The 24371-nt window shown below is 73.0% G+C and carries 22 protein-coding genes; 7 read left to right on the forward strand and 15 right to left on the reverse strand.

Annotated elements, in window-relative coordinates:
* The 3 genes from ABZ915_RS40900 to mgrA form a co-directional block, all read right to left on the reverse strand.
* Positions 1-1629, reverse strand: a complete 1629-nt coding sequence (locus tag ABZ915_RS40900; RefSeq protein ID WP_361814027.1) for an MFS transporter — start codon at positions 1627-1629, stop codon at positions 1-3.
* A gap of 158 nt (positions 1630-1787) precedes the next feature.
* On the reverse strand, positions 1788-4466 hold the full coding sequence (locus ABZ915_RS40905) for a LuxR C-terminal-related transcriptional regulator (RefSeq protein WP_361814029.1): 2679 nt from the start codon (positions 4464-4466) through the stop codon (positions 1788-1790).
* A 194-nt stretch (positions 4467-4660) separates the two neighbouring features.
* Entirely contained in the window at positions 4661-5650 is a 990-nt protein-coding gene (gene mgrA / locus ABZ915_RS40910) for an L-glyceraldehyde 3-phosphate reductase (RefSeq protein WP_361814031.1), read from the reverse strand.
* A 111-nt stretch (positions 5651-5761) separates the two neighbouring features.
* Between mgrA and ABZ915_RS40915 the strand changes: the two genes are divergently transcribed.
* On the forward strand, positions 5762-6637 hold the full coding sequence (locus tag ABZ915_RS40915) for a LysR substrate-binding domain-containing protein (protein ID WP_361814033.1): 876 nt from the start codon (positions 5762-5764) through the stop codon (positions 6635-6637).
* Between the two features lie 71 nt (positions 6638-6708).
* Entirely contained in the window at positions 6709-7221 is a 513-nt protein-coding gene (locus ABZ915_RS40920; RefSeq protein ID WP_361814035.1) for a DUF664 domain-containing protein, read from the forward strand.
* On the opposite strand, the gene ABZ915_RS40925 is transcribed toward ABZ915_RS40920, so the two are convergent.
* The 8 genes from ABZ915_RS40925 to ABZ915_RS40960 all read right to left on the reverse strand — a co-directional run bounded on the left by ABZ915_RS40925 (position 7203) and on the right by ABZ915_RS40960 (position 14972).
* Entirely contained in the window at positions 7203-8273 is a 1071-nt protein-coding gene (locus ABZ915_RS40925; protein ID WP_361814037.1) for an adenosine deaminase, read from the reverse strand. The two genes, ABZ915_RS40920 and ABZ915_RS40925, sit on opposite strands and share 19 nt — an antisense overlap.
* Before the next feature lie 92 nt (positions 8274-8365).
* Entirely contained in the window at positions 8366-8758 is a 393-nt protein-coding gene (locus tag ABZ915_RS40930) for a VOC family protein (RefSeq protein ID WP_361814039.1), read from the reverse strand.
* A gap of 130 nt (positions 8759-8888) precedes the next feature.
* Positions 8889-9815: a M48 family metalloprotease gene (locus tag ABZ915_RS40935; protein ID WP_361814041.1), complete on the reverse strand. Its 927-nt coding sequence runs from the start codon at positions 9813-9815 to the stop codon at positions 8889-8891.
* A complete protein-coding gene (locus tag ABZ915_RS40940) occupies positions 9812-10186 on the reverse strand; it encodes a BlaI/MecI/CopY family transcriptional regulator (RefSeq protein ID WP_361814043.1) in 375 nt (124 codons plus the stop codon). The genes ABZ915_RS40935 and ABZ915_RS40940 overlap by 4 nt, the downstream gene beginning before the upstream one ends.
* Positions 10187-10483: 297 nt before the next feature.
* On the reverse strand, positions 10484-11848 hold the full coding sequence (locus ABZ915_RS40945) for a phospholipase (RefSeq protein ID WP_361814045.1): 1365 nt from the start codon (positions 11846-11848) through the stop codon (positions 10484-10486).
* A gap of 139 nt (positions 11849-11987) precedes the next feature.
* Positions 11988-13310, reverse strand: coding sequence for an aldehyde dehydrogenase family protein (locus ABZ915_RS40950; RefSeq protein ID WP_361814047.1), 1323 nt, complete (start codon positions 13308-13310; stop codon positions 11988-11990).
* A 112-nt stretch (positions 13311-13422) separates the two neighbouring features.
* Positions 13423-14622 carry an RNA polymerase sigma factor gene (locus ABZ915_RS40955; protein ID WP_361814049.1) on the reverse strand — a complete coding sequence of 400 codons (1200 nt, stop codon included), beginning with the start codon at positions 14620-14622 and terminating at the stop codon, positions 13423-13425.
* Positions 14622-14972: a YciI family protein gene (locus tag ABZ915_RS40960; protein ID WP_361814051.1), complete on the reverse strand. Its 351-nt coding sequence runs from the start codon at positions 14970-14972 to the stop codon at positions 14622-14624. Before ABZ915_RS40960 ends, ABZ915_RS40955 begins: the two co-directional genes overlap by 1 nt.
* A 114-nt stretch (positions 14973-15086) precedes the next feature.
* On the opposite strand from ABZ915_RS40960, the gene ABZ915_RS40965 reads away from it, so the two are divergent.
* Complete coding sequence (locus tag ABZ915_RS40965; protein WP_361814053.1) at positions 15087-16145, forward strand: acyl-CoA dehydrogenase family protein; 1059 nt, start codon at positions 15087-15089, stop codon at positions 16143-16145.
* Between the two features lie 21 nt (positions 16146-16166).
* Here the strand turns inward: ABZ915_RS40965 and ABZ915_RS40970 are convergent, their stop codons facing one another.
* Positions 16167-16343, reverse strand: a complete 177-nt coding sequence (locus ABZ915_RS40970) for a hypothetical protein (RefSeq protein WP_361814055.1) — start codon at positions 16341-16343, stop codon at positions 16167-16169.
* A 182-nt stretch (positions 16344-16525) separates the two neighbouring features.
* Here ABZ915_RS40970 and ABZ915_RS40975 point away from each other — a divergent pair, with 182 nt between their 5' ends.
* Together ABZ915_RS40975 and ABZ915_RS40980 are read left to right on the forward strand one after the other, a co-directional pair.
* Positions 16526-18055 (forward strand): SDR family oxidoreductase, encoded by a 1530-nt coding sequence (locus ABZ915_RS40975; RefSeq protein WP_361814057.1) that lies wholly within the window; start codon positions 16526-16528, stop codon positions 18053-18055.
* A 79-nt stretch (positions 18056-18134) separates the two neighbouring features.
* Complete coding sequence (locus tag ABZ915_RS40980) at positions 18135-19508, forward strand: deoxyribodipyrimidine photo-lyase (RefSeq protein ID WP_361814059.1); 1374 nt, start codon at positions 18135-18137, stop codon at positions 19506-19508.
* A gap of 22 nt (positions 19509-19530) precedes the next feature.
* Here ABZ915_RS40980 and ABZ915_RS40985 read toward each other — a convergent pair whose 3' ends face one another.
* Entirely contained in the window at positions 19531-20556 is a 1026-nt protein-coding gene (locus ABZ915_RS40985; RefSeq protein WP_361814133.1) for a MerR family transcriptional regulator, read from the reverse strand.
* 117 nt (positions 20557-20673) lie between these two features.
* Between ABZ915_RS40985 and ABZ915_RS40990 the strand changes: the two genes are divergently transcribed.
* Positions 20674-21270 carry a sigma-70 family RNA polymerase sigma factor gene (locus ABZ915_RS40990; protein WP_361814060.1) on the forward strand — a complete coding sequence of 199 codons (597 nt, stop codon included), beginning with the start codon at positions 20674-20676 and terminating at the stop codon, positions 21268-21270.
* 84 nt (positions 21271-21354) lie between these two features.
* On the forward strand, positions 21355-21792 hold the full coding sequence (locus ABZ915_RS40995; RefSeq protein WP_361814062.1) for an SPW repeat protein: 438 nt from the start codon (positions 21355-21357) through the stop codon (positions 21790-21792).
* A gap of 68 nt (positions 21793-21860) precedes the next feature.
* Here the strand turns inward: ABZ915_RS40995 and ABZ915_RS41000 are convergent, their stop codons facing one another.
* Both ABZ915_RS41000 and ABZ915_RS41005 read right to left on the reverse strand, forming a co-directional pair.
* Complete coding sequence (locus tag ABZ915_RS41000) at positions 21861-22628, reverse strand: metalloregulator ArsR/SmtB family transcription factor (RefSeq protein ID WP_361814135.1); 768 nt, start codon at positions 22626-22628, stop codon at positions 21861-21863.
* 172 nt (positions 22629-22800) lie between these two features.
* On the reverse strand, positions 22801-24273 hold the full coding sequence (locus ABZ915_RS41005; RefSeq protein WP_361814064.1) for an APC family permease: 1473 nt from the start codon (positions 24271-24273) through the stop codon (positions 22801-22803).
* Positions 24274-24371: the final 98 nt, after the last annotated feature.

The following is a 24371-nucleotide window of genomic DNA, read 5'->3' on the forward strand; positions in this document are numbered from 1 at the left end:
TCAGCGCGCCGGTCCGACGGCTCCGGCATGAGCACCGGTGTCCGGCCGCCGCGCCCGGCTAGTCCGGCCGGCGGGCAGGTGGGGCGTGACGAGGAAGCCGGCGAGGGTGACGCCGCCGGTGGCGAGGATCGCCGCCTTCAGTCCCTCGAGCTGCGCCGAGGCGTACGAGTCCGTGAGGGCGTCGACCTCCGACGGCGGCAGGCCGGCCTGCTGGGCCGCCGAGCGTACCTGCGAGGTGGGGACGAAGCCGACCCCGGCTTCGAGGGCCACACTGGTCTGTTTGCGGGCTTCGTCCGACAGCCGGGGGTCGTCCGCGACGTGTGTGGTGAAGGCGTGGGCCAGTGAGCCGATGAGGATCGACCCGATGAGTGCGGTACCCAGCGCGGAACCGAGGTTCTGGGCCGTGAACTGCAGCCCACCCACCTCGCTGCGTTCCTGTTCGCCGGCGCTGGACTGGACGACGTTGCCCAGCTGCGAGGCGAGCAGGCCGACGCCCACGCCCAGCAGAGCCATGGCTCCGGCGAACTGCGCGTCGTCGATGACCGGGTCGATGGTGGCCAGCAGCCACACGATGGCCGCCGCCAGGATCAGCAGGCCGAGACGGACCACATGGCGCGGCCCCCAGACCCGCCCGAGCGAGGACCCGCCCATGGAGGTCACGAGCATGGTGACGGACACCGGGAGCAGCCGCAGCCCCGTCTGGAACGCGTCGAACCCCTGCACCACCTGCAGGTACAGCGGGATGGCGAAGAACAGGCCGAGCAGGATCAGATTCTGGCTCAGCAGCGTCATCAGACCGGCCCGAAGAGCGGGCCTGGCCAGCAGGGACCGGTGCAGCAAAGGGTCGGCGCCCCGTGCGTCCCGCCGCTGCTCCCAGCGCAGGAAGAGGGCGAGGACGCCCACTCCGGCGCCGATGACGAACAGCGTCGGGGCGAAACCCAGGACGGTGAAGGGAGGGTGGGCGGGCCGTACCCAGCCCCAGGTGCCGCTCTGGAGGACCCCGAGCACGCCCAGCCCCAGTCCGGCAGCCGAGAGCGCGGCACCGATCCCGTCCAGCCGGGGACGGGGCGCGTTCCGAGCGGCTTCCGTGATCACCCGGCGGCAGCACAGGACGACCAGGACGACCACGACCTCGCCTGCGAAGACCAGCCGCCAGGTGAGGTACGTCGTCACCCACCCGCCCAGCAGCGGGCCGACCGCCACCCCCGCGCCGGCCAGTCCACCGATGACGCCGTAGGCGATGGCCCGGTCCCGTCCCCGGTACGACGCGGCCACGAGAGCGGCCATCGCCGGCAGGACCAGGGCGGCACCGAGTCCCTCTATGACCGACCAGCCCAGCGCGAGCACCCAGAGGGTGGGGGCCAGCGCGGTCAGCGCCGACCCCGTGCCGTATACGGCCATGCCCAGGAAGAACACGCGGCGGCGGCCCAGGATGTCTCCCAGCCGACCGCCTGTGATCATGAACGCCGCCATGACCAGCGCGTACAGAGTGATGACGGCCTGGATGGCGGTGACCTCGGTCTCGAAGTCCTCGACCAGTTGGCTGATGGACACGTTCATCACGGATGTGTCCAGGACCATCAGGAACTGGGCCATGCCCAGGACGATCAGAGCCCGCCAGTGCGCCACGATGCCCACCTCGCCGCATCGGCCCGGGACACCGGTGGAGTCGGCCGGGCAGCGGCCGTTCACAGTCCCGCCGCCGCTTCCATCGCATCCGAGCGACCCGCCGGGCGCCTCACCCGCCACGGGCGATCCGCTACGGGCGATGCCACCGGCGGGACACGTCACAGCAGCCGGAGGTCGCGGGCGCGGCGCACGGCGTCGCTGCGCCGGTTCACGGCCAGTTTCCGGTAGGCGCTCTTGAGGTGGGTCTTCACGGTGTTCACCGACACGTGCAGGTCGGCGGCGATCTCCTCGGTGGACATCATGCGGGCGGCCCGCTCCAGCACATCGCGCTCGCGCCCGCTCAGGTCCTCCACGACGAGCGGCGGGGGCTCGGCCTCGGGGCGGAGCGGCTCGCCCGGTCGCGCCGGCCCGTGCTCGAGCCAGCCCGCGGCCAGCTGCCGGAGCGGTGGCACGACCAGGAGGGGCCTCAACCAGGGCCCGGCGTCCCTGAAGGGGCGGCGCAGCCGTTCACGACGGGCGTCGACGAGCGCCTGGGCGAGCAGCCGGCGGGCGGTGGCGGTGTCTCCGGCCCGCTGGGCGGCCTGAGCGCGTACCAGTGCGGCCCGCACGGACACCGCGGGACCGATCCGCCCGTCGCCGCGCACGCTGTCGAGCAGCTCGATCGCGGCTCCGGGATCACCGGCGGCGAGCTGGATCCGCGCGGCCTCCACGGCGTAGGCCGGCTGGTCGTCGGCCACGTTCCTGAGCACCTCGGCGGCGTTCTCCGGCCGTCCCGCGGCCAGGTGGGCGGCGGAGGCGACCAGGGCCTCGTGGCTCTCCGCCCACGGGGAGACCACTTCGGCGGGGACGGCCGGGCCCGCCGCCTCCAGCGCGGCCCGGACCTTGCCCCGGGCCAGCAGCAGACGCGCCCTGGCGATGGCCTGTCCCGCCGCCATCACCGGGTCGCGCACCGCGCAGCGGAGCCCGGCCACCTCGTCGAGGAGAGCCTCGGCCCGGTCCAGTTCGTCGCGGTCGACGGCCACCGCCGCCAGCACGAGCCGTTCGATACCGGAGCCGGACGGCTGGGGCAGGCTGTACCGCTCCGTCTCGGAGACCGCGGCCAGCGCCTTGCGTTCCGCCCTGCCGGGCCAGCCGTGCAGGTAGTCGAGGAGGGCCAGGTGCCCCAGCGACTCCTCCCGGGGCAGCACGGTGGCGGCCCCGCCGGACGATCCGGCCACCGCGGACAGGGCGGCGCGGGCGTCCTCGAAGTGTCCGGCCCACAGGCGCGTGGCACCCAGATGGGTCAGCAGCAGAGCGGTGAGTTCGGGATGCTTCTCCAGCAGTTGGGCCGGGACCTCCTGCCGCAGGTCCGCGGCGGTCGCGGCGGCCTTCTCCGCCTGCCCGGGAGACCCGGTCAGGCGGGCGGCCAGAGTCTCCAGCAGCGCACAGGTCAGCAGGGCCGCCGCCTGGTCGGGCACGTCGCCGGCCAGGAGCTCCTCGGCGTGGTGCAGGTGGGCCAGGCCGCGGTCGAGGTCGTTGCGGGACAGTTCGCGGGCCGCGCGTACCAGGTCCGTCGCGGGAGTCGCGGCCTCGTGTCCCATCCGGGAGAACACTTCGGCGAGGTCGTCGGAGCGCAGACCGGTCAGGAGCTGTCCGATCGCCAGGTCGTCGACGAGGGCACGGGCGGTGAAGTCCCAGTCGCCCGCGGCGGCGCCGTGCGCGAGGGTCTCCGGGAGGGATCCGGCCCGCCGCAGCCACTGGGCCGCGCGCCGGTGCAGTTCGGGTTCCAGACCGGGCAGGCGCACCCGCAGATGGGCCCTGAGTATCTCCCCGAACAGCGGGTGGAGTCGGTACCAGCCGTGCCCGAGGTCCTCGACGAAGGCGTTCTCCCGGTGCAGTCCGGCGAGGATCGCCTCGGCGTCGGACTGGCATGTCATCGCGTTCGCCAGATCGGGCGAGAAGCGCTCCAGGACGCTGACCCGCAGCAGCAGGTTCTGCGTCTCCTCGGGCTGCCGCTTGAGCACCTCGGCCAGCAGATAGTCGGCGACCGTGCTGCGGTCCGCCTCGAACTCCTTCAGGTACGTCGCCGGGTCGGCGCTCTCCTGTGCCGCGAGGGCACACAGGCGCAGGCCGGCGGCCCAGCCCCGGGTGCGCTCGACGAGGCCGCGCGCGGAGTCGACGGGCAGGCGCAGGCCGTGCAGCTCCAGCAGGGTGACGGCTTCCTCCGGGGTGAAGGCCAGTTCCGCGTCGCGGATCTCCGTCAGCTCGCCGGCCGCCCGGTACCGGTGCAGCGGCATCATCGGCTCGGTGCGGCTGACGATGATCAGGCGCATGCCGCGGCCCGCGTGGTGCAGGACGAACTCCAGCTGCTCCGCTATCTCCGGCGCGGGCACCCGGTCGTACTCGTCGAGGACGACGGTGACCGTCCGGTCACGGCCGCTGAGACCGGCGGCGAGCGCGGCCAGCAGCCTCTGGTCGGCGCGCGTCGCCTCGGCCGGGCAGCCGATCTCGTCCGGTACGGGAGCACCGCAGTCCCGCAGGGCGTGCAGGAGGTAGGCCCAGAACATTCCGGGGCGCTGGTCGCCCGACTCGAGGGTGAGCCAGGCGACCGGCTCCGCGAGGCCCGCCGCCCAGTCGGCGACCAGCAGGGTCTTGCCGGCGCCGGCGGCTCCGTTGACCATGGTCAGCGGGGTCTTCAGCGCCTGCTGGAGGTGCTGGACCAGCCGCTCGCGCCGCAGGAACGTGGTGGGCCTCGTCGGCAGCGCGAACCGGGTATGCAGGATCGGATCCCCCAGGGGATCCACACCCGTGGCGGCCTGCCCCCAGTCGTCTTCGTCGATCACGGCCACTGCACTCACCACCCGCTGTTCTTCGGGCCGGTAACAGCGCTCCTTCTCCGATCAGCTTCTCAGCCTTCCCGTCCGTGCGCGCGGCGCGCGGGAACGGACGGCCCCGGACAGGGCTCCGGACGACCGGGGCGAGCCGGCTTCCGCCCGGCGCCGGGTGTGTGCACGGCGCCGGGCGGAAGACCGGGGACGAGGAGGACCGGGCCTCAGCCCTTGACCACCGCGTCGATCCGGGCCAGCTCCTCCGCGTCGAAGTCCAGGTTGCCGATCGCGGCGACGCTGTCCGCCAGCTGCTGCGGGCTGCTCGCGCCGACCAGGGCGGAGGTGACCCGGCCGCCGCGCAGCACCCAGGCCAGGGCGAGCTGGGCCAGGCTCTGGCCGCGGGACTTGGCGATGTCGTCGAGGGCGCGCAGCCTGCCGACCAGTTCCTCGGTCACCGCGTCGGAGTTGAGGAAGGGGCTGTCGCTCGCGGCCCGGGAGTCCTCGGGGATGCCGTCGAGGTAGCGGCCGGTGAGCAGGCCCTGCTCCAGCGGGGAGTAGGCGATGGAGCCGACCTGGAGTTCGTCGAGGGCGTCGAGGAGGCCCTCCTCGGGGCGGCGGTCGAGCATGGAGTAGCGCGGCTGGTGGATGAGGAGCGGGGTGCCCAGCTCGCCGAGGATACGGGCGGCCTCGCGGGTCTGCTCCGGGGAGTAGTTGGAGACGCCGACGTAGAGCGCCTTGCCCTGCTGGACCGCCGAGTGCAGGGCGCCCATCGTCTCCTCCAGGGGAGTCTCCGGGTCCGGGCGGTGCGAGTAGAAGATGTCGACGTACTCCAGGCCCATCCGCTTCAGGCTCTGGTCGAGCGAGGACAGCACGTACTTGCGCGAGCCCCATTCGCCGTACGGGCCTGGCCACATGAGGTAGCCCGCCTTGGTGGAGATGACCAGCTCGTCGCGGTACGGCGCGAAGTCGGCCTTCAGGGCCTCGCCGAGTGCGGACTCCGCGGCGCCGGGCGGCGGTCCGTAGTTGTTGGCCAGGTCGAAGTGGGTGACCCCGAGGTCGAAGGCGCGGCGCAGGATGGCGCGCTGGGTCTCGACGGGACGGTCGGGACCGAAGTTGTGCCACAGACCGAGCGACAGCGCGGGGAGCTTCAGACCGCTGCGTCCGGTGCGCCGGTAGGGCATGTCCGTGTAACGGTCGGGGTGTGCGGTGTACAACGCGACTCCAGAGGGGTTGGCACACGATCTACCGTTGCCACTCTCGCGCGAGCGGTGTACAGCGGTCCAACAGAAGAATCCGATGGAATTCAGCGGATAGGCTTCTCAATCATGGAACTGCGCCAACTCCAGCACTTCGTCGCCGTGGCCGAGGACCAGCACTTCACCCGGGCGGCGGAGCGGCTGATGGTGTCCCAGTCGGGCCTGTCGGCGTCGATCCGCGCGCTGGAGCGGGAGCTGAGGGCGCCGCTGTTCGTGCGGACCACCCGCCGGGTGACGCTGACCGAGGCGGGCCGCGCGCTCCTGGCCGAGGCGGAGCGGATCCTGGCGCAGGTCAGGGCCGCGCACGAGGCGGTGGCCGCGGTGCAGGGGGTGCTGCGCGGGACGCTGGCGCTGGGCACCGAGCAGTGCATCGCCGGGGTGCATGTGGCGGGGCTGCTGGCCGCGTTCCGGCGGCGGCACCCGGATGTGGAGATCCGGCTGCGGCAGGCGGGCTCGGGCGCGCTGGCGGAGGAGGTGGCGGCCGGGCGGCTGGACCTCGCCTTCGCCTACCGCACGCAGGCGGACAGCGACCAGCTGCGGTCGGTGTCGCTGACGAGCGAGCCGATGACCGTGCTGTGCCATCCCAGCCACCGCCTCGCGACGGCCGGGGTGGCGCTGACCCCGTGCGACGTCGGCGGCGAGGTCTTCGTCGACTTCCACCCCGACTGGGGTCCGCGCCGCGTCACGGACGCGGCCTTCGCCGCCGCGGGTGTGCGTCGTACGGTCGCCCTGGAGGTCAACGACGTGCACGGCCTGCTGGACCTGGTCGACGAGAACCTCGGGATCGCCGTCGTACCCCGGCACTTCCGCCACAAGCGGCCGGGGCTCACCGCACTGCCCCTGAAGGGCACGGGCGAGGCGGAGTACGAGACCGTCGCCCTGCTGCCGCCGGAGCAGGCCACCAGCCCCGCGGCCCGCGCACTGGTCACGCTGCTCAGCGACTGACGGAAGGTCAGTGCCCTTTTCCCGGCCGGATCGCTGACGCATCAGGGAGCGCGATGCGCGATGGTGGACGTATGCACGCACGGGACATCCTCATCGGCGGCTTCGGCCGCATCCAGGAAGAAGTCCATGCCACCCTCGACGGGCTCGGGCCGGACGGACTCCACGCCTGCCCGGTCCCCGACGCCAACTCCGTCGCCTGGCTGGTCTGGCACCTCACCCGGGTCCAGGACGACCATGTCGCCGACGCCTTCGCACTGGACCAGGTGTGGCTGTCACAGGGCTGGGAGAAGCGTTTCGGGCTCGACCTGCCGCGCCACGACACGGGCTACGGGCACAGCCCCGCCAAGGTCGCGAAGGTGCGGGTCGACTCGGCGGACCTGCTGACCGGGTACTACGACGCCGTGCACGAGCAGACGCTCGGCGTGCTGCGCGACCTGCCCGCCAAGGACCTCGAGCGCATCGTGGACGAGCGCTGGGACCCCCCGGTCAGCCTGGGCGTCCGGCTGGTCAGCGTCCTGTCCGACGATCTTCAGCACATCGGACAGGCCGCCTATGTGCGAGGCCTTCAGAGTTCGGACTCGTAACCGGGCAGGACCACGTCCTCGATGAGGGCGTTGCGCTCGTCGAACGGGATGAACGCGCTCTTGAGGGCGTTCACCGTGACCGTGCGCAGGTCCTCGACCGTCCAGCCCGCCTCCTCGACCAGCAGGGACATCTCGCGGGTCATCGTCGTGCCGGAGACCAGCCGGTTGTCGGTGTTGAGGGTGACCCGGAAGCCCAGGTCCTTCAGGGCGGTGATGGGGTGCTCGGCGATCGAGGTGGCGCAGCCCGTCTGGAGGTTGGAGGTGGGGCACATCTCCAGGGCGATGCGGCGGTCGCGCACCCATCCGGCGAGACGGCCCAGCTTGCCGTCCACGATGTCCTCGGTGATGCGCACGCCATGGCCGAGGCGCTGGGCGCCGCACGCCTGGATCGCCTGGTGGATGCTGGGCAGGCCGAACGCCTCACCGGCGTGGATGGTGAACGGTACGTTCTCGCGGCGCAGGAGCTCGAAGGCGTCCAGGTGGTTCACGGCCGGGAAGCCGTCCTCGGCACCGGCGATGTCGAAGCCGACGACACCGGCGTCCCGGTAGGCGACGGCCAGCTCGGCGGCCTCGCGGACCCGGTCGAACATGCGCATGCCGCAGAGCAGGGTGCCGACCCGGACGGGGGTGCCGGCGGCGGCCGCCTTGGCCATACCGGCGGCGAGGCCCTCCTGGACGGTCTCCACGACCTCGCTCAGCGACAGCCCGCCCTTGGTGTTCAGCTCGGGGGCGTAGCGCACCTCGGCGTAGACGACGCCGTCGGCGGCGAGGTCCAGGACGTACTCCTCGGCGACGCGCAGCAGGCCCTCGCGGTTCTGCATGACGGCGAGGGTGTGTTCGAAGGTGGCTATGTAGCGGACCAGGTCGCCGGAGTTGGCGGCCTCGAAGTACCAGGCGGCCAGCTCGTCGGGGTCGGTGGTGGGCAGGGTGTGACCGACCGCGGCCGCGAGCTCGACGACGGTGGCGGGGCGCAGGCCACCGTCGAGGTGGTCGTGCAGGACGGCCTTGGGCAGGCGGCGGATCACTTCGGCGTCTACGCGCGTAGCAGTCATGGCGGTCTTTCCTTGAGCGGGTGGTTCGAAGCGGCGGGTGGAGCGTGCGGCAGGAGGAACGTGCGGCAGGAGGAGCGGCGGCGGGCGGAAGCTCAGTCGGCGGGCTGGAGCAGGTCCCAGCGGTTGCCGTACAGGTCCTGGAGGACGACGACCGTGCCGTACGGCTCGTGGCGCGGCTCCTCCAGGAACGTCACGCCGGCGGCGGTCATGCGGGCGTGGTCGCGGGCGAAGTCGTCCGTGTGCAGGAAGAACCCGACCCGCCCGCCGGTCTGGTCGCCGACCCGGGCCTGCTGGGCGTCGGTCTTGGCGCGGGCCAGCAGCAGACCGGTTCCGGCCCCTTCCGGTCCGGGCTCCACGACGACCCAGCGGGAGCCGTCGGGGCGCGCCTCGTCCTCGGCGAGCCGGAATCCGAGGGCCTCGGTGTAGAAGCGGATCGCCTCGTCGTAGTCGTCGACGACGAGGGTGACCAGGGCGACGCGTCTCATCGGGGCCTTTCGCTCAGGTGCCGGACGGAGGTGCCGGACAGGCTGACTGACGGGTGAGGTTATACGTAAAACGTAACGCACGCCAGTCCGACGGCTCGGGGGTTCCGGCGGCCGGGCGGCGAGCCTGCGCTCAGTCGTGCTCCTCGCCCTGGGCGACCTCCACCCGGTGGTGGAAGTCGATCATCCCGGTCGCGGAGGCGGCGAAGGAGAGGCCGGCGCAGGCGACGAGCACCAGGGCGATCCAGGAGGGGGCGGCGGCGCGGCGCGGCGCCGCCAGGAGGGCCTGCACGCGCTGGGGGACGGGCCCGGTCGTCACGGCGGGGGCGAAGTCCGGGCGGTTACCCCGGGTGGCCTGGCCCACGAGGGCGGCGCGGGCGATGGCGCGGGCGGTCAGGCGCCGGTCGCCGACGGCGGCGGCCGCGGCCTCGTCGGCGGCGCGCTCGGCGGCGAGCCGGATGGTCTCGCGGACCGGGCGCAGCGCGGGGTGGCAGTGGGCGGCGAGTTCGGCGGCGGCGAGGAAGTAGTGGTGGCCGCCCTGGTTGTGGGCCCGCTCGTGGGCGAAGAGGGCCTCCCTCTCGGCGGCGTCCAGACTGCGCAGCATCCCGGTGGTGACGACGATCCGGTGCGGGCGCCCGGGCAGCGCGTACGCGTCCGGGTGCGGCGAGTCGACCACGCACAGATCGCCCGCGGCGGGCCCGCGCCCGGCCTCCGAGCGGGCCGCGCGGAAGGCGCGGGTCTGGCGCAGTACCGAGCGCGCGAGGGTCCAGGCGCACACGGCGAGCACGCCGACGGAGGTGGCGGCCGCCGGAACCACGAAGAGGTCGGAGGCGGTGCGCAGGGGGTGGACGAGTTCGCCGAGCGTGGCGAAGACGGACACCTTGAGCAGGCCGATGAGCACGAAGGCGCCGAGCGCGGCGAGCGAGCAGCCCGCGCACACGACCGCCGTGACGGTGATCAGCCACAGCGCGGCGACGGGCGTCAGCCGGTCGACGGTCCGCCGGGCCGTCCCCGGCAGCGCGAACGTCAGCACCAGTGGCAGGAGCAGCAGGGCGGTCATCGCTCTGCCGGGGGTTCGAGCAGGTCGCGCAGGATCCGCTCGTCGTCGGGGCTGAGCTGGGCGACGAAACGGGCGAGCACGGTCTCGCGGTCGCCGTCCCGGTCGAGTTCGGTGTGCATCCGGCGGGCGGTGAGGCCCTGGGCGTCCTGGACCGGGACATAGGCGTACCCGCGGCCCTGTCGCCGCCGGTCGACGACCCCCTTGTCGTGCAGCCGGGACAGGATCGTGGTCACCGTGGTGCGCGCCAGGCCGGCACCGAGGCTGAGCTGCACCTGACCGGGTGTCTGGGGCGCGCCGGCGGCCCAGAGGGCGGCCATGACGCTCGCTTCCAGCTCGCCGGCCGGACGACGTTCGTCCTTCGCGTCGGTCATGGGAAGGTTCCTCACCCCGTATCCGTCCGCAGATGATCGGCTCATCCGCACGATGCCGCTTCCATTATGGAAGACCCGGCGCCGTGCGCGGCACGAAGCTCCTCGTCGGTGAGGCGCAGCGCTCCCGCGGCGAGGTTCTCGGGAGGTGGCCGGGGTTGCCGGTGCCAAGAAGGGCGAGCACCTCGTCCCGTGGACGGGCAGGTCGCCGAGTTCCCAGGTGCCGGACGCGTCCGCGGTGATCGGTGGAGTGGTCACCGGCGGGGTCGCGCACACGCGTCCGGCACGGCCGCGGAGGTGCTACGGATACGTGTAGGTGTTCAGGGCGGCCACCGCGGAGGCCGGGTCGCCGAGGTCGTAGCGGTCCACGGCGAGGAAGGTGGGCTTCTTCCGGGCGGCCGGCTGGCAGAACCGGCGGGCGCGGTCGGCGAGTTTGGTGTTGTCGCTCTGGGCGGTGGCGGCCACGGTCGCGTCACGGAAGTGGTTCATCACGAACAGCGGGCGGAAGCCGGACTCGGTGCGGGTCAGCGGGAGGGTGGTGTTCGCGTCGTACCAGCGGCTGTAGCAGGACCAGTCGGAGGAGCCGATGCCCGAGCCCATCGACCAGTAGTTCTCCACGGTCCACTCCCGCTGGTACATCACGCCGAAGCTGTCCCGGGTCAGCCCCGCCGACTCGTCGGCCGAGCGGCTGTGGTCGGTGAAGATCAGCAGCCGCTGACCGGCCGCGGTCAGATCGGCCAGCCTGGGCCAGCCGTTCTGCCGTACCCCGGTCCGGTCGGGCCGGTAGAGCACGTCCGACAGGCCGTTCACCCGGGCGAGTTCGGAGCGCAGGACGCCGGGGTCGACGTAGTCCTCCAGGAAGATGGTGGCGAACTGGTCGGGGTGGGCCTTGAGGAAGTTCACGATCCGCTGTACGTCCACCCACAGGGCGACCGGCCTGCTGACGAGGGCGCAGCTGTCGTGGCACAGGATCGCGCCGTCCGGGGTCTGGTGGATGTCCAGCATGAATCCGCGGACGCCGTCGGCGAGTTGCTGGTCGATGCCCCGGGTCTGGTTGGGGAAGAGGTTGACGAAGGGCGGGGCGAAGCCGCCGTCGACGCCGTTGGCGTAGGCGTTGTGGGCGGTGAGGAAGGTGACCTGGTCGAGGGTGCGTCGGTCCGGCGCGGGCATGGGGCTAGTGGTGGGTGTGACCGGGGTGAGGTACCAGGCGGCGAGGTCGCCGGCGGCGCCGACGGCGAGCCGGTCCGGGTAGGTGCCGCCGGAGGGCTTGGCCCCCAGCGTCAGATACCGGTCGGTGCCCGGGGACTTGAGGGTGTAGCGGTCGTCTCCGAGCGGGCTGATCTCCCAGGCCGCGTCGGCGCTCGCACAGGTGACGGTCGCCGCCAGGTCACCGGAGCGTCCCAGGCAGCTGCCCGCCGTGTCCCTGCTCTCGAGGACGTACGACGATCCGCTCGCCCTCAGGTTCCACTGCTGGTGGTCCTCGTCGCCCTTGGGTCTGTGCTGCTCCACCGCTCCCCCGTTGCCCGCCGCGTCGAGGCCGGTCACGGCGCTCTGGACGTAGTACGGGCCGGCGGCCGGGACCGCGGTGGCGGCTTGGGACGGGGGTGAAACGACCGCGGCGGCGAGCGCGACGGCCGTGGCGAACAGGGCGTGGGGGGTGCGCATGCGGGTGCCCTTCCTGCTGACAGTAGATGGTCAGGGGCATGACACCATGGCACGCGGTTTCACGTCAGCGGTTCCGCTCGCACGACCCGGTGGGCCGGGCCCGGCCGCCGGTGCGGCCGGGCCCGCGCGGGTCTCGAAGTCAGTGCAGCGGCTTCGACAGGACCGCCTTGCGGTGGCTGAACGTCTCGATGGACCAGCGGCCGTGGTAGCTGCCCGTACCGCTCTCCCCCACGCCGCCGAACGGCAGGTCGGAGACGGTGAGATGGGCGAGCGGCAGGCCATGGCCGAGGCCGCCGGAGGAGGTCTCGGCGGCGATCCGCTCCCTGGTTCCGTCGGAGTCGGTGAACACGTACAGCGCGAGGGGCTTGTCGCGGTCGTTGACGAACTCGATCGCCGCGTCGAGGCCGGGCACCGTGACGATCGGCAGGATGGGACCGAAGATCTCCTCCTGCATGACGGGGGACTTCGGGTCGACGTCGGCCAGCACGGTCGGCGCGAGGTACTTCGCCGCACGGTCGCCGGAACCGCCGACGATCGCCCTGCCGGAGTCGAGCAGGCCGCTGAGCCGGTCGAAATGGCGCTCGTTGACGATCCGGCCGTACTCGGGCGAGGCCGCGGGGTCGGTGCCGTACAGCGCCTCCACGGCCCGGACGAGCGCGGGTTCGAGGGCGGCGGCGGTCTCCGGGTCGGTGAGGACGTAGTCGGGGGCCACGCAGGTCTGGCCCGCGTTGAGGAACTTGCCGCGCGCCAGCCGGTCGGCGACCACGTCGAGGTCGGTCCCGCGGTCGACGAACGCCGGGGACTTGCCGCCGAGTTCGAGGGTGACGGGGGTGAGGTGCTCGGCGGCCGCGCGCATGACGATGCGGCCGACGGTGCCGTTGCCCGTGTAGAAGACGTGGTCGAAGCGCTCGGCCAGCAGGGCCGTGGTCTGAGGGACACCGCCCTCGACGACGGCGACCGCGTCGGTGTCGAGATAGGCCGGGATCAGCCGGGCCAGCGCGGCCGAGGTGGCCGGGGCCAGCTCGCTGGGCTTGGCCACCACCGCGTTCCCCGCGGCCAGCGCGCCGACCACCGGGGCGAGCAGGAGCTGCGCGGGGTAGTTCCAGGGGGCGATGACGAGGACGACGCCGAGGGGGTCGTACTGCGTCCAGGCCGTCGCGTCGGCGCCGAGGTGCGCCGGGACGGGGACGGACTCGGGGCGCAGCCACTCGGCGAGGTGGTCGAGGGTGTGGTCGATCTCGCGGACCGTGAAGTCGATCTCCGTGCGGTAGGCCTCGGTGGCGCTCTTGCCCAGGTCGGTGTGGAGTGCGGCGGCGAGCGCGTCGCCGTTCTCCGTGAGCATCGCGCGCAGACGGCCCAGCTGGCCGGTGCGCCACTCGACGGGCTTGGTGCGGCCGGTGCGGAAGGTGGCGCGCAGCCGGGCCACGACGTCGGCGGGCTGCTCGGGGGTGGAGTGGTTCACGGTGCCTCGCTGGTGGGTGCACGGACCTTGCGGCCCGAGAGTACGGTCTCGAACAGTCAGATGTAAATGCCAACCTTTCAGGTACCAAAATAAATCCCGGCACCGGGTCCGGTCACTTCGCGCGTACGAGCTCCTGCCGGCGCCGTTCGAGATGCGCCCGCTCCGCCGGGCTCTCGGCGAGCTCCACGGCTCTCTCGTACTCCCGTACGGCCTCGGTGTGCCGGCCCAGGCGGCGCAGCAGTTCGGCGCGGACGGCGTGGCGGACGTGGTAGCCGGGGAGATCGAGCGCGTCGACCAGGCCGAGCGCCTTCGCCGGGCCCTCGATCTCGGCCACGGCGACCGCGCGGTTCAGGGCGACCACGGGACTCGGGGCAACGGCCGTCAGCTGGTCGTACAGCCGCAGGATCTGCCCCCAGTCGGTGGCCCGGACCGTCGGCGCGTCGCTGTGCACGGCGTTGATCGCGGCCTGGATCTGGTACGGCCCCGGCCGGTTCCGGCGCAGGCAGCGGCGGACCAGGTCCTGGCCCTCGCCGATCAGGTCGCGGTCCCAGCGGGCGCGGTCCTGCTCGGGCAGCGGCACGAGGGCGCCGTCCTCGTCCTGCCGGGCGGGCCGCCGCGCCTCGACGAGCAGCATCAGCGCGAGCAGGCCGGTGACCTCGGGCTCGTCCGGCATCAGCTCCGCCAGCAGACGGCCCAGCCGGACGGCTTCGGCGCACAGCTCGGGCGCGCCGGTGTACCCCTCGTTGAAGATCAGGTAGAGGACGGCCAGGACGCCGCCGAGCCGGTCGGGCAGGTCGGCGTCCCGGGGCACGCGGTACGGGATGCCCGCGTCCCGGATCTTCGCCTTCGCCCGCACGAGCCGTTGCGCCAAGGTGGGCTCCGGCACCAGGAAGGCGCGGGCGATCTGTGCGGTGCTCAGCCCGCCGAGCAGGCGCAGGGTGAGGGCCACCCGGGCCTGCGGGGCGAGGGCGGGGTGGCAGCAGGTGAAGATCAGGCGGAGCCGGTCGTCGCGCACGGGGCCCTCCTCGGCCGGGGCGTCGGGCCCGTACAGCCGGGCGGCCTCGGCGTGCCGGGCGTCCCGGCCGGTCTCGCGGCGCAGGCGGTCGACCGCGCGGTTGCGGGCGGTGGTGATGATCCAGCCGGCCGGGCTCGGCGGCACCCCGGTCTCCGGCCACTTCCCGACGGCGGTGGCGAAGGCGTCCTGGACCGCTTCCTCGGCGAGGTCGATGTCGCCGAGGAAGCGGACGAGGACGGAGACCGCACGCCCGTACTCGGCGCGGAAGACGGCCTCGATGTCCGGGGCGTCCGGCATCAGCGCTGGTCCACGAAGGGGCGCACCTCGATGGGGAGAGTGGTGACCAGGGCCGCCTTGCGGCCCCACTCCAGGGCCGCGTCCAGGTCGGGAGCCTTGATCAGGCACAGACCGCCCAGGTACTCCTTGCCCTCGGCGTACGGCCCGTCGGTGATGAGCACGTCGCCGTCCTCGGGCCGCAGCACGGTGGCCGTCTCCGGGCCGTGCAGTCCGCCGGCGAAGACCCAGGCCCCGGCCTCGCGCAGCTCGTCGTGGAAGGCCTCGACATTGCGCATGAGCTCGGCGAGCGCGGCGGGCTCGGGCGGCTGTCCGCCGACCGGCTGGACCACGCTGAGCAGGTAGTGCTTCATGATGTCCTCCTTGGCGTCACCGGGGTGCTCCCGGTGGGGGTTGTCCCGCCTCCTACACGAACGGCACACCCCCGGATCGACACCTCGGCCGGCCGGATCGGGAGAATTTCCCGTATGACCATCGCAGCACACCCTCTCGTCGTCCGTGCCCGCCGGCTCGCGGACGAGCTACTCGCCCCGAACGCCGAGCGCGTCGACCAGGAGGGGGTGCCCGCGAGCCACATCGAGGCGGTCAAGCGGTCCGGGCTGCTCGGGGTGGGCGCGCCGGTGGCGTACGGCGGCTCGGCGGCGCCCGCCCCGGTGGTGCGGGAGACGGCCGAGATCCTGGCCGGGGCCTGCTGCTCGACGTGGTTCGTGCAGACGCAGCACCACACGCCGGTGCGGATCCTGGCCATGGGCGAAACGCCCGTCCGGGAGCGGCTGCTGGGCCCGCTGGCGCGGGGTGAACTCATGTCGGGGGTGGCGTACGCACACCTGCGGTCCCACCCGCGCACTCCGGTCCGGGTCACCCCGGACCGGGGCGGCCTGCGCTTCGACGGCACCGTCCCCTGGTACACCGGCTGGGGTCTCAACGACGTGCTGCTGCTGGCCGGGTTCACCGACTCCGACGAGGCGGTCTTCGCCTTCACCGAGGCCCGCGACCAGCCCGGCCTGCGGGCGTCGCGGCCCGTGCGCCTCGCGGCCCTCACCGCCGCGCGCACGGTGTCGCTGGAGCTGGACGGCCTGTGGCTGCCCGAGGAGGCGGTGGCTCTCCGGATGCCGTACGAGCGCTGGGCGGCGACCGACCGCGACCGGACGGTGAACGCCTCCCCCGCGGTGTTCGGGATCACGGAGGCCGCCCTGGCCCTGCTGGACGAGGAGACGGCCGCCCCGCTACGAGCCCGCCTGGACGAGGTCCGCCGCCGGGCCTACGCCCTGGCCGACGATCCGGCGGCAGCCGGGCACGCGACGGAGCGGCTGGAGATGAGGACGTTGTCGTTCGACGTCATGCGGACGGCCACCACGGCGGCGCTGGTGGCCGGCGGCGGCCGGGCGATGACCTTGGACAGCAAGGCCCAACGCCTGGCCAGGGAGGGCCTGTTCCTGCTGGTGCAGGGGCAGACGGCGCAGTCCCGCCGTGCTCATCTCGACGCCCTGACGGGGCAGGGGCCCCAGCTCGCGCACGGCACCTGAGCGGCGGGCGCCGGTCCCGGGTCAGGGCCGTACGTCGTCGTCCTGCCGCTCGACCACCACGAGGAAGGCGTCCGACTTCAGGTCCATCACCACGGTGGCGGGTTCGCCCTCGGCACGGCGCGCCGCCGCGAACTCCTCCGCCGGCCACGATCCGCGCGGAGCTCCCGCAGGAAACCGCTCCAACACCTTCGCGCCCATAGCGGCAGGTCACCTCCAGTATCGACGGGCTGACGAGCTTTTCACCGTGCGTACTGCTCCGGCTGCCCCGAATCGGCGTGAACATGACTTGGATCGGGGCCGATGTCCTTGAGCGCGCATCCGAAGACCCCATCGGCGTGGAAGGGATCTCAGGAGGGCCGTACAGGAAGGACGGGCGACCGATGAGCGGTGACGAGGCCGGAGCGGGGCCGCGCTGTCTGGTGACGGGTGCCACGGGGTACATCGGCGGCCGGCTGGTGCCGGAGCTGCTGGCCGCCGGACACCGGGTGCGCTGCCTGGCCCGCTCCCCCGGCAAGCTGCGGGACCATCCGTGGGCGGGTGACGTGGAGGTGGTCCGGGGAGACGTCACCGACGCCGCCTCGGTCGCCACGGCGATGCGGGACGTCGACGTCGCCTACTACCTGGTGCACGCGCTGGGCACGGGCAGGGACTTCGAGCGGACCGACAGCCGGGCGGCGACGGTCTTCGGGGAGGCGGCCCGGGCCGCGGGCGTGCGGCGCCTCGTCTACCTCGGCGGACTCACCCCGGCCGGGGTACCGGAGCACGCGCTGTCGCCGCACCTGCGCTCGCGGGCCGAGGTGGGCCACATCCTGCTGGGCTCGGGGGTGCCGGCCACCGTCCTGCGCGCCGCGGTGATCATCGGGTCGGGTTCCGCCTCCTTCGAGATGCTCCGCTACCTCACCGAGCGCCTCCCGGTGATGGTCACCCCGAGCTGGGTGCGCACCCGTATCCAGCCGGTCGCCGTACGGGACGTCCTGCGCGCCCTCGTCGGCAGCGCGGGCATGCCGGACGACGTCAGCAGGACCTTCGATCTCGGCGGGCCGGACGTCCTGACGTACCGGGACATGATGATCCGGTACGCGGCGGTGGCGGGTCTGCCCCGCCGGGTCATCCTCCCCGTGCCGGTGCTCACGCCCCGGCTGTCCAGCTACTGGGTGGGCCTGGTGACTCCCGTGCCCGCGTCCCTCGCCCGGCCGCTCACCGAGTCGCTGCGGCACGAGGTGGTCTGCCGCGAGCGCGACATCGCCCGGTACGTGCCCTCCCCTCCCGGTCATCCGGTCGGCTTCGACGAGGCGGTGCGGCTGGCGCTGCGGCGGGTACGCGAGGCCGGTGTCAGCACGCGCTGGTCCTCCGCCTCGGTGCCCGGCGCGCCGAGCGATCCGCTGCCCACCGACCCCGCCTGGGCGGGCGGCAGCCTGTACGCCGATCACCGCGAGGCGCGGGTGGACGCGCCCGTCGACGCACTGTGGCGGGTGATCGAGGGCGTCGGCGGTGAGAACGGCTGGTACTCCTTCCCGCTCGCCTGGGCCCTGCGCGGATGGCTGGACCGGCTGGTCGGCGGGGTGGGCCTGCGCCGGGGCCGCCGGGACGCGCAGCGGCTGCGCGCGGGCGACTCGCTGGACTTCTGGCGGGTGGAGGAGATCGAGCCCGGCCGGCTGCTGCGACTGCGGGCCGAGATGCGGCTGCCGGGCCTGGCCTGGCTGGAGATGTACGCCGAGCCGGACGGCACCGGCCGCAGCCGGTACCGGCAGCGCGCCCTGTTCCATCCGCGCGGGCTGCTCGGTCACGCGTACTGGTGGAGCGTGTCGCCCTTCCACGCGGTGGTGTTCGGCGGCATGGCCCGCAACATCGCGCGGGCCGCGGCCGGCGACCCGCTCACCCGGACGGAGGAACGCGCACCGGTCCGTTGACGCCCGCATCCGGCGGGCCGCCCCGGCCCGAATCACCTCGTCGCCCACACCGTCCAACCCGTCTCCCGCGGAGCCTCCCATGAACGTCTCGGTCGTCCTGTTCACCTCCGACCTGCGCCTGCACGACCATCCGCCGCTGCGGGCCGCCCTGGACGGCTCCCGCCAGGTGGTCCCCCTCTTCGTGCGCGACCGGGGCGTGGACGCGGCCGGTTTCGCCGCGCCCAACCGGCTGGCGTTCCTCGCCGACTGCCTGCGGGATCTGAACGCGGGGCTGCGCCGGCGCGGCGGACGGCTCGTCGTCCGGTCGGGTGACGTGGTCGACGAGGTGTGCAAGGCGGTGGCCGAGACGGACGCCGACGAGGTGCACATGGCGGCCGACGTCAGCGCGTACGCGCACCGCCGGGAGGAGCGGCTGCGGCGCGCCCTGGAGGCGGACGGGCGCCGGCTGCACGTGCACGACACGGTGACCACGGCGGTCGTGCCCGGCGCGCTGACCCCGGCCTCCTCGGACCATTTCGCGGTGTTCACACCGTACTTCCGGCAGTGGTCGCGGCAGCGGCTGCGGGACGTGCTCGGCGCCCCCCGGACGGTTCGCGTGCCGGACGGAGTCGGTTCGGAGGGGATCCCCTCGCGTGCCGCGGTGCCGGGAGTGTCGCAGGGGCTGGCCGCGGGCGGCGAGACCGAGGGCCGCAGACGGCTCGCGGCCTGGCTGCGCTCGGGCGTCGCCGCGTACGAGGACCGCCACGACGACCTGGCCGGCGACGCGACCTCCCGTCTCTCACCCCATCTCCACTTCGGCACGCTCTCCCCCGTCGAACTCGTCCACCGGGCCCGCAAGGCGGGCGGCCCCGGCGCCGAGGCCTTCGTACGGCAGCTCGCCTGGCGCGACTTCCACCGCCAGCTCCTGGCCGCCCGCCCGGCCGCCGCCCACGCCGACTACCGCACGAAGCACGACCGTTGGCGGACCGAACGCACCGCAGGGGACGACATCGAGGCCTGGCGGGAGGGCCGCACCGGCTACCCGGTCGTGGACGCGGCCATGCGCCAGCTGCGCCACGAGGGCTGGATGCACAACCGCGGGCGCCTGCTGACCGCGAGCTTCCTGACCAAGACGCTGTACGTCGACTGGCGTGTGGGAGCCCGGCACTTCCTGCGGTTCCTCGTCGACGGCGACCTCGCCAACAACCAGCTCAACTGGCAGTGGATGGCGGGGACCGGCACGGACACCCGCCCCAACCGCGTGCTCAACCCCGTCACCCAGGCCAAGCGGTACGACCCCGAGGGCGCCTACGTACGGCGGTGGGTGCCGGAACTGGCGTCGCTGGAGCCGCCGTCGGTGCACGAGCCGTGGAGACTGCGGGGTCCGGAGCGGGCGGCCGTCGACTACCCGGAGCCGATCGTCGACCTGTCCGACGGGCTGGCCCGCTTCCGGCGTGCACGGGCACGTGAGTGAGGCCGCGGGGCCCTGAGCGCCGTCACCGCGCACCGCCGGGCGGAGCCGTCCCGTACCCGTCGGCCAGCAGGTCGAGGGCCTCCTGGAGCCCCGTCGGACGCGGCATGCCCCGTGTGCGGCGGCCGGCCCAGCCAGGACCGCCGAGCACCACCAGCGGCCGGCGGCGCGCGCCCCTGACGCCCCATTCCGTGGCGGCGACGTCCCCGGCCAGCGGCGGGCTCGCCGTGGAGCGTGCCTGCGCCCACAGGACCACGGCGGCCGGGCCCAGCCGCCGTACCGCCGCCGCCAGCGCCGGGGCGGGCACGGCGGCGCCGAACATCCGGGTGGGGAGCCGGAGTTCACCCAGGGCGGCGTTGAGCGCCTCCAGCGGCAGGGTGTGCTCCTCGCCGGGGACGCAGGCCAGCAGCACGGGACCGGCGGCCGGGGTGTCGCCCGCCGGGACGGGCGGCGGCGTGTGGCGGCGCAGGGTGGTCGAGACGTGCCAGGACAGCAGGTGCTCCACCTCGACGTAACGGTCCCCCGAGGACGCCCATTTGCGTCCCACGGCGTGCAGGGTCGGCACCATCACCTCCTGCCAGGCGGCGGTGAGCCCGTGCTCCGCCACGGCCGAGGCCAGCCGTGCCTCGACGGCCGCGGCGTCGAGGCGTACGGCGGCGCGGGCCAGCCCCCGGCACTCCTGGCGCGCCTCGCCCAGCGGCAGGGCTCCGGCCGCCCGTGAGCGCCCGGCGGCGGGAACCGGTCCCCCGTCCGGTGGCGGCGCGGCGGCCGTACGGTCGGCGGCGCATGTCGCCCGTCTCGCCGCGCGGGCGGCCTCGGCGGGCGGTACACCGGCCGAGGTCAGCCGGCACATGGCCTCCAGGACCGCCACGTCCCGGGGGGTCCAGCGGCGGTGCCGGCCGTCGGCGCGCACCGCGGGGCCGAGGCCGTACCGGCGGTCCCAGGAGCGCAGGGTGGTCGGTGACACGCCGAGCCTGCGGGCCAGCGCGCCGGTGGTCACGGCGGCACCGGCACTCCGCCCGGCCGGCTCGTCCTCCGGTTCGCGATCCACGTCGAAATCGCCCACACGGTGACTATACGACGCAGAATCGATGCGAGTTGAGGCCCTGTCGGCGGGCTCCCACCATGGCGCTCGGATGACAGTTCTCTCAGGTCAGGAGCCGTGGTCATGAGCCCGTGCAGTGACGAGCCGCGCACCGAGCCGCGCACCGACGAGGATCTGGCACGAAGCCTGCTGACGGGCGACGACGCCGGCCTGGCGGCGGTCTACCGTCGCTGGTCGGCACTGGTCTACACGCTGGCGCGGCGCTCATTGGGGGATGCCGGGGAGGCGGAGGACGTCACCCAGCAGGTGTTCCTCGGCGTGTGGTGCGGGCGTCGCGGCTACCGGCCCGAACGGGGCCCGCTCGGCGGCTGGATCGTCGGCATCACCCGGCGCAGGATCGCCGACGCCCTGGCGGCGCGGACCCGGCGGGGCGAACTGGCGACGGCCGCCGGGACGGTCCGCCTGGCCGCGGACACCGGGGCCGGACAGCCGGAAGCCGTGCTCGACCGCGTCCTCGTCCGGCGGGAACTGGCCCGGCTTCCGGCACCCCAACGGCGGGTCCTGGACCTGGCCTTCTACGAGGACCTGACGCAGCCCCAGATCGCGGCGCGCACCGGGCTGCCGCTGGGCACGGTCAAGAGCCATGCGCGGCGCGGGCTGCACCGGCTGCGGGACCTCCTCCACGAGCCTACACATAAAGAAGAAATAAGAGCAGAATGACCGTAAGCGGCGCTTACCGCACACCGCGCCTGACGCGGTCAGGCCTGCACAGCCACACCCGCACAGTCATAAAGGAGACGAATCATGGCTGACGTCTCACACAGAGGGGACATGACGAGTCACCCCGATGTATCCGAAATGCGGGAGCGCTACGCCCGCATGCTCGGCGGTCGTGATGTGGCGCTCGTGGACGGACCGGTGTTCCTGCTCGGTCTGTACTGCGCCGTGTCGCCCTGGATCCTCCACTACACGACGAGCCAGCCCGCGCTCGCGGCCCACAACCTGATCATGGGCATCGCCATAGGCCTGCTGGCACTCGGATTCACCACGGCCCCGGCGCGGATGTACGGCCTCAGCTGGGCCATGTGCGCCATGGGCGTCTGGATGATCATCGCCCCCTGGATCGTGGGCAGCGGCCCGGACACCGGTGTGATCGTCAACAACGTCGTCATCGGCGCGCTGGCCGTGATCCTCGGGATGATGTGCGCCGGTACGGCGGCGAAGAGCGCGCCCATGCCGTGATCGAAGCGCCCCTGGAAGGGAGGACGCGGGGCCGGTCCGTGGACGGCGGGACCGGCCCCGCCGCACGTTCAGCGTCCGGGCACGTCCCACGGCGCCTGCGGCATCGTGGTGCCGGTCTCGAGGAGGGACTTGAGGCTGGACAGGACGGCCGGCCAGCCGTAGGACACGTCGGAGCGCTCGCCCTCGTCGTTGAGGTCCTCGTGGGTGACCGTCAGCCGGACGATGTCCTCGTGCTGCCGGATGTCGTAGGTGACCCGGGAGTGCTTGTCCTCCTGTCCCTCGTTCTCGGGTGAGGCCCAGGTGGTGACCATGCGGGTGGGCGGCTCGCTCTCGACCACGGTGCCGACGACGTCGGCGACACCCGAGCCGTCGGTGCGGACGTGTTCCCATCGGGAACCCCGCTGCCAGTCCGACACGTTGCGGCGCCCCCAGTACGCGGCGGTCAGATCGGCGTCGGTGAGCGCTTCCCAGACCTTCTCCGGGGTGCTCGCGATGTAGGTGACGTACACAAAACTGGGCCTGTCGGTCATGGCTTCCTCGGCTCGTCGCTTCAGGTCGCCGAGCGCGCGCAGGCGCGGGCGCTCGAACTTGTCGATCCACCGCTCCTGGATCTCGTGGAGCGGCACGGGGTTGAGGTAGTGCAGCCTCTTCCGGCCCCGCCGCACGGTGGCGACCAGGTTGGCGGCCTCCAGGACGGCCAGGTGCTGGGTCACCGACTGACGCGCCATGTCGATGCGCGCGCACAGCTCACCCAGCGTCTGCCCGTTCTCCTCGTGCAGCCGGTCGAGGAGGCGCCTGCGGGTGCCGTCGGCCAGCGCCTTGAAGACCTTGTCCATCCCGGGGTCGTCGTCTGATCGCACACCCCACGTTATGCAGGCGATTACCTGCACGTCAAGGGCAGGCGATTACCTGCACATCGGAGCCGCGGCGAGGAAGGCCGAGGAGCACGAAGCGCCGGAGCGCCCCCGCCGTGGGGCACTCCGGCGCATGTGCGCACAGGGGGCGCGGTCAGGTGCCGGCCCGCTCCGCCTCGGGCGCCGGCACGGTGAGGTACTCCTCGGCGATCTCCTTCTCCCCGAAGGGCCACACCTTCTCCAGCCGCGCCCAGATCACGAAGGCCACGCAGCCGAGGGCGAGCCAGGCCAGGGACCACTCGATGGGATGGCGGCCCGGGGAGTTCTTGTCGGCGTAGCCGTAGATCACGCACCAGCCGGCGAAGGCCAGGATGCTCGGCAGCGGGTAGAGCCACATCCGGTACGGGCGCCGCAGGGCCGGCTGGCGCCTGCGCAGCACGCTCAGCGCCACGATCTGGGCCAGCGCCTGCACGATCACCATCACCGTGGTGAGGAGCTGGATCAGGGTCGCCAGGTCGGTGTGGCGGCCGATCAGGAAGCCGACCGCGGTGATCACGCCCATGGTGGCCAGACCCAGCATCGGGAAGCGGTGCCGGGGGTGCAGCTTCCCGTACGGGCGGAAGAACACCCGGTCGCGGGCGGCGTCGTAGGGCACCCGCGAGCCGCCGAGGAGGCCGGTGAACACCGAGGCGAAGGCCGTGATCAGGATCAGGACGGTCACCGTGTCGGCGGCCCCCTTGCCCCAGGTCTCCTCCAGCACCGCCGACGCCACCGAGGTGGAGGCGATGTCGTGCGGGTCGGTCATCCGGCGCCAGTCGATCACCCCGAGCGTGCCGATCTGGAGCAGCAGGTAGATCGCCATGATGCCGAGGATCGAGAAGAGGATGGACCGCGGCAGGGCGCGGCCGGGGTCCTTGATCTCGGCGCCCATGTAGGCGGTGGTGTTGTAGCCGAGGTAGTCGTAGATGCCGATGGTCAGACCGGCGGCGAAGCCGAGCCAGAAGTGGTTGCTCGTCAGGTCGAAGGCGTGGGCCGGGTACGTGAAGGCCCGGTGCGGGCTGAAGTCCGTGGCCGCCGCGACGATCACCAGGAGCACCGAGGCGATCATCACGGCCCACATCACGGCGGTGATCCGGGCGATGTGTTCGATGCCCCGCCACAGCAGGATCACCACCAGGGCGATGATGCCCAGCCCGACCAGGTCGCCCTGGGTCTCGGTCAGGTCCGGGGCCAGATAGCCCAGGTACTGGACGAAGCCGACCACGCCCGTGGACATGATCAGCGGGATGAAGAGCATCGCCGTCCAGACGAACAGGAACGGCATCAGCCGGCCGGTGCGGTACTGGAAGGCCTGGCGGAGGTAGACGTAACTGCCGCCGGAGCCGGGCATCGAGGCCCCGAGCTCGGCCCAGACGAGACCGTCGCACAGGGCCAGCACCGCGCCCGCGACGAAACCGATGACCGCCTGGGGGCCGCCGAACGCGGCGACCATCAGCGGGATCGTCACGAACGGACCGATCCCGCACATCTGGCTCATGTTGATGGCGGTGGCCTGGAACAGGCCGACGCGGCGGACGAAGCCACCCGTGGGTGACGGACTACCGGGACTACCGGGACTACCGGACATAAGGACTCCTGACGCGCGGCAGGCAGAGGGCTCGCCCGGCGGGGCCGAGTGACCGAGTGGCCGATATAGTTAAGGAGATTTACTAGAGGCGTCAAGTA

The sequence above is a fragment of the Streptomyces sp. NPDC046915 genome (assembly GCF_040644935.1).
In the GTDB taxonomy this organism is placed as follows: domain Bacteria; phylum Actinomycetota; class Actinomycetes; order Streptomycetales; family Streptomycetaceae; genus Streptomyces.

Bases quoted from the DNA above. Each gene is read 5' to 3' on its own strand.
- ABZ915_RS40915 (WP_361814033.1), top strand. From the start codon at position 5,762: ATGGAACTGCGCCAACTCCAGCACTTCGTCGCCGTGGCCGAGGACCAG.
- ABZ915_RS40920 (WP_361814035.1), top strand. From the start codon at position 6,709: ATGCACGCACGGGACATCCTCATCGGCGGCTTCGGCCGCATCCAGGAA.
- ABZ915_RS40925 (WP_361814037.1), bottom strand. From the start codon at position 8,273: ATGACTGCTACGCGCGTAGACGCCGAAGTGATCCGCCGCCTGCCCAAG.
- ABZ915_RS40930 (WP_361814039.1), bottom strand. From the start codon at position 8,758: ATGAGACGCGTCGCCCTGGTCACCCTCGTCGTCGACGACTACGACGAG.
- ABZ915_RS40935 (WP_361814041.1), bottom strand. From the start codon at position 9,815: ATGACCGCCCTGCTGCTCCTGCCACTGGTGCTGACGTTCGCGCTGCCG.
- ABZ915_RS40940 (WP_361814043.1), bottom strand. From the start codon at position 10,186: ATGACCGACGCGAAGGACGAACGTCGTCCGGCCGGCGAGCTGGAAGCG.
- ABZ915_RS40945 (WP_361814045.1), bottom strand. From the start codon at position 11,848: ATGCGCACCCCCCACGCCCTGTTCGCCACGGCCGTCGCGCTCGCCGCC.
- ABZ915_RS40955 (WP_361814049.1), bottom strand. From the start codon at position 14,622: ATGCCGGACGCCCCGGACATCGAGGCCGTCTTCCGCGCCGAGTACGGG.
- ABZ915_RS40960 (WP_361814051.1), bottom strand. From the start codon at position 14,972: ATGAAGCACTACCTGCTCAGCGTGGTCCAGCCGGTCGGCGGACAGCCG.
- ABZ915_RS40965 (WP_361814053.1), top strand. From the start codon at position 15,087: ATGACCATCGCAGCACACCCTCTCGTCGTCCGTGCCCGCCGGCTCGCG.
- ABZ915_RS40970 (WP_361814055.1), bottom strand. From the start codon at position 16,343: ATGGGCGCGAAGGTGTTGGAGCGGTTTCCTGCGGGAGCTCCGCGCGGA.
- ABZ915_RS40975 (WP_361814057.1), top strand. From the start codon at position 16,526: ATGAGCGGTGACGAGGCCGGAGCGGGGCCGCGCTGTCTGGTGACGGGT.
- ABZ915_RS40980 (WP_361814059.1), top strand. From the start codon at position 18,135: ATGAACGTCTCGGTCGTCCTGTTCACCTCCGACCTGCGCCTGCACGAC.
- ABZ915_RS40990 (WP_361814060.1), top strand. From the start codon at position 20,674: ATGAGCCCGTGCAGTGACGAGCCGCGCACCGAGCCGCGCACCGACGAG.
- ABZ915_RS40995 (WP_361814062.1), top strand. From the start codon at position 21,355: ATGGCTGACGTCTCACACAGAGGGGACATGACGAGTCACCCCGATGTA.
- ABZ915_RS41000 (WP_361814135.1), bottom strand. From the start codon at position 22,628: ATGGACAAGGTCTTCAAGGCGCTGGCCGACGGCACCCGCAGGCGCCTC.
- ABZ915_RS41005 (WP_361814064.1), bottom strand. From the start codon at position 24,273: ATGTCCGGTAGTCCCGGTAGTCCCGGTAGTCCGTCACCCACGGGTGGC.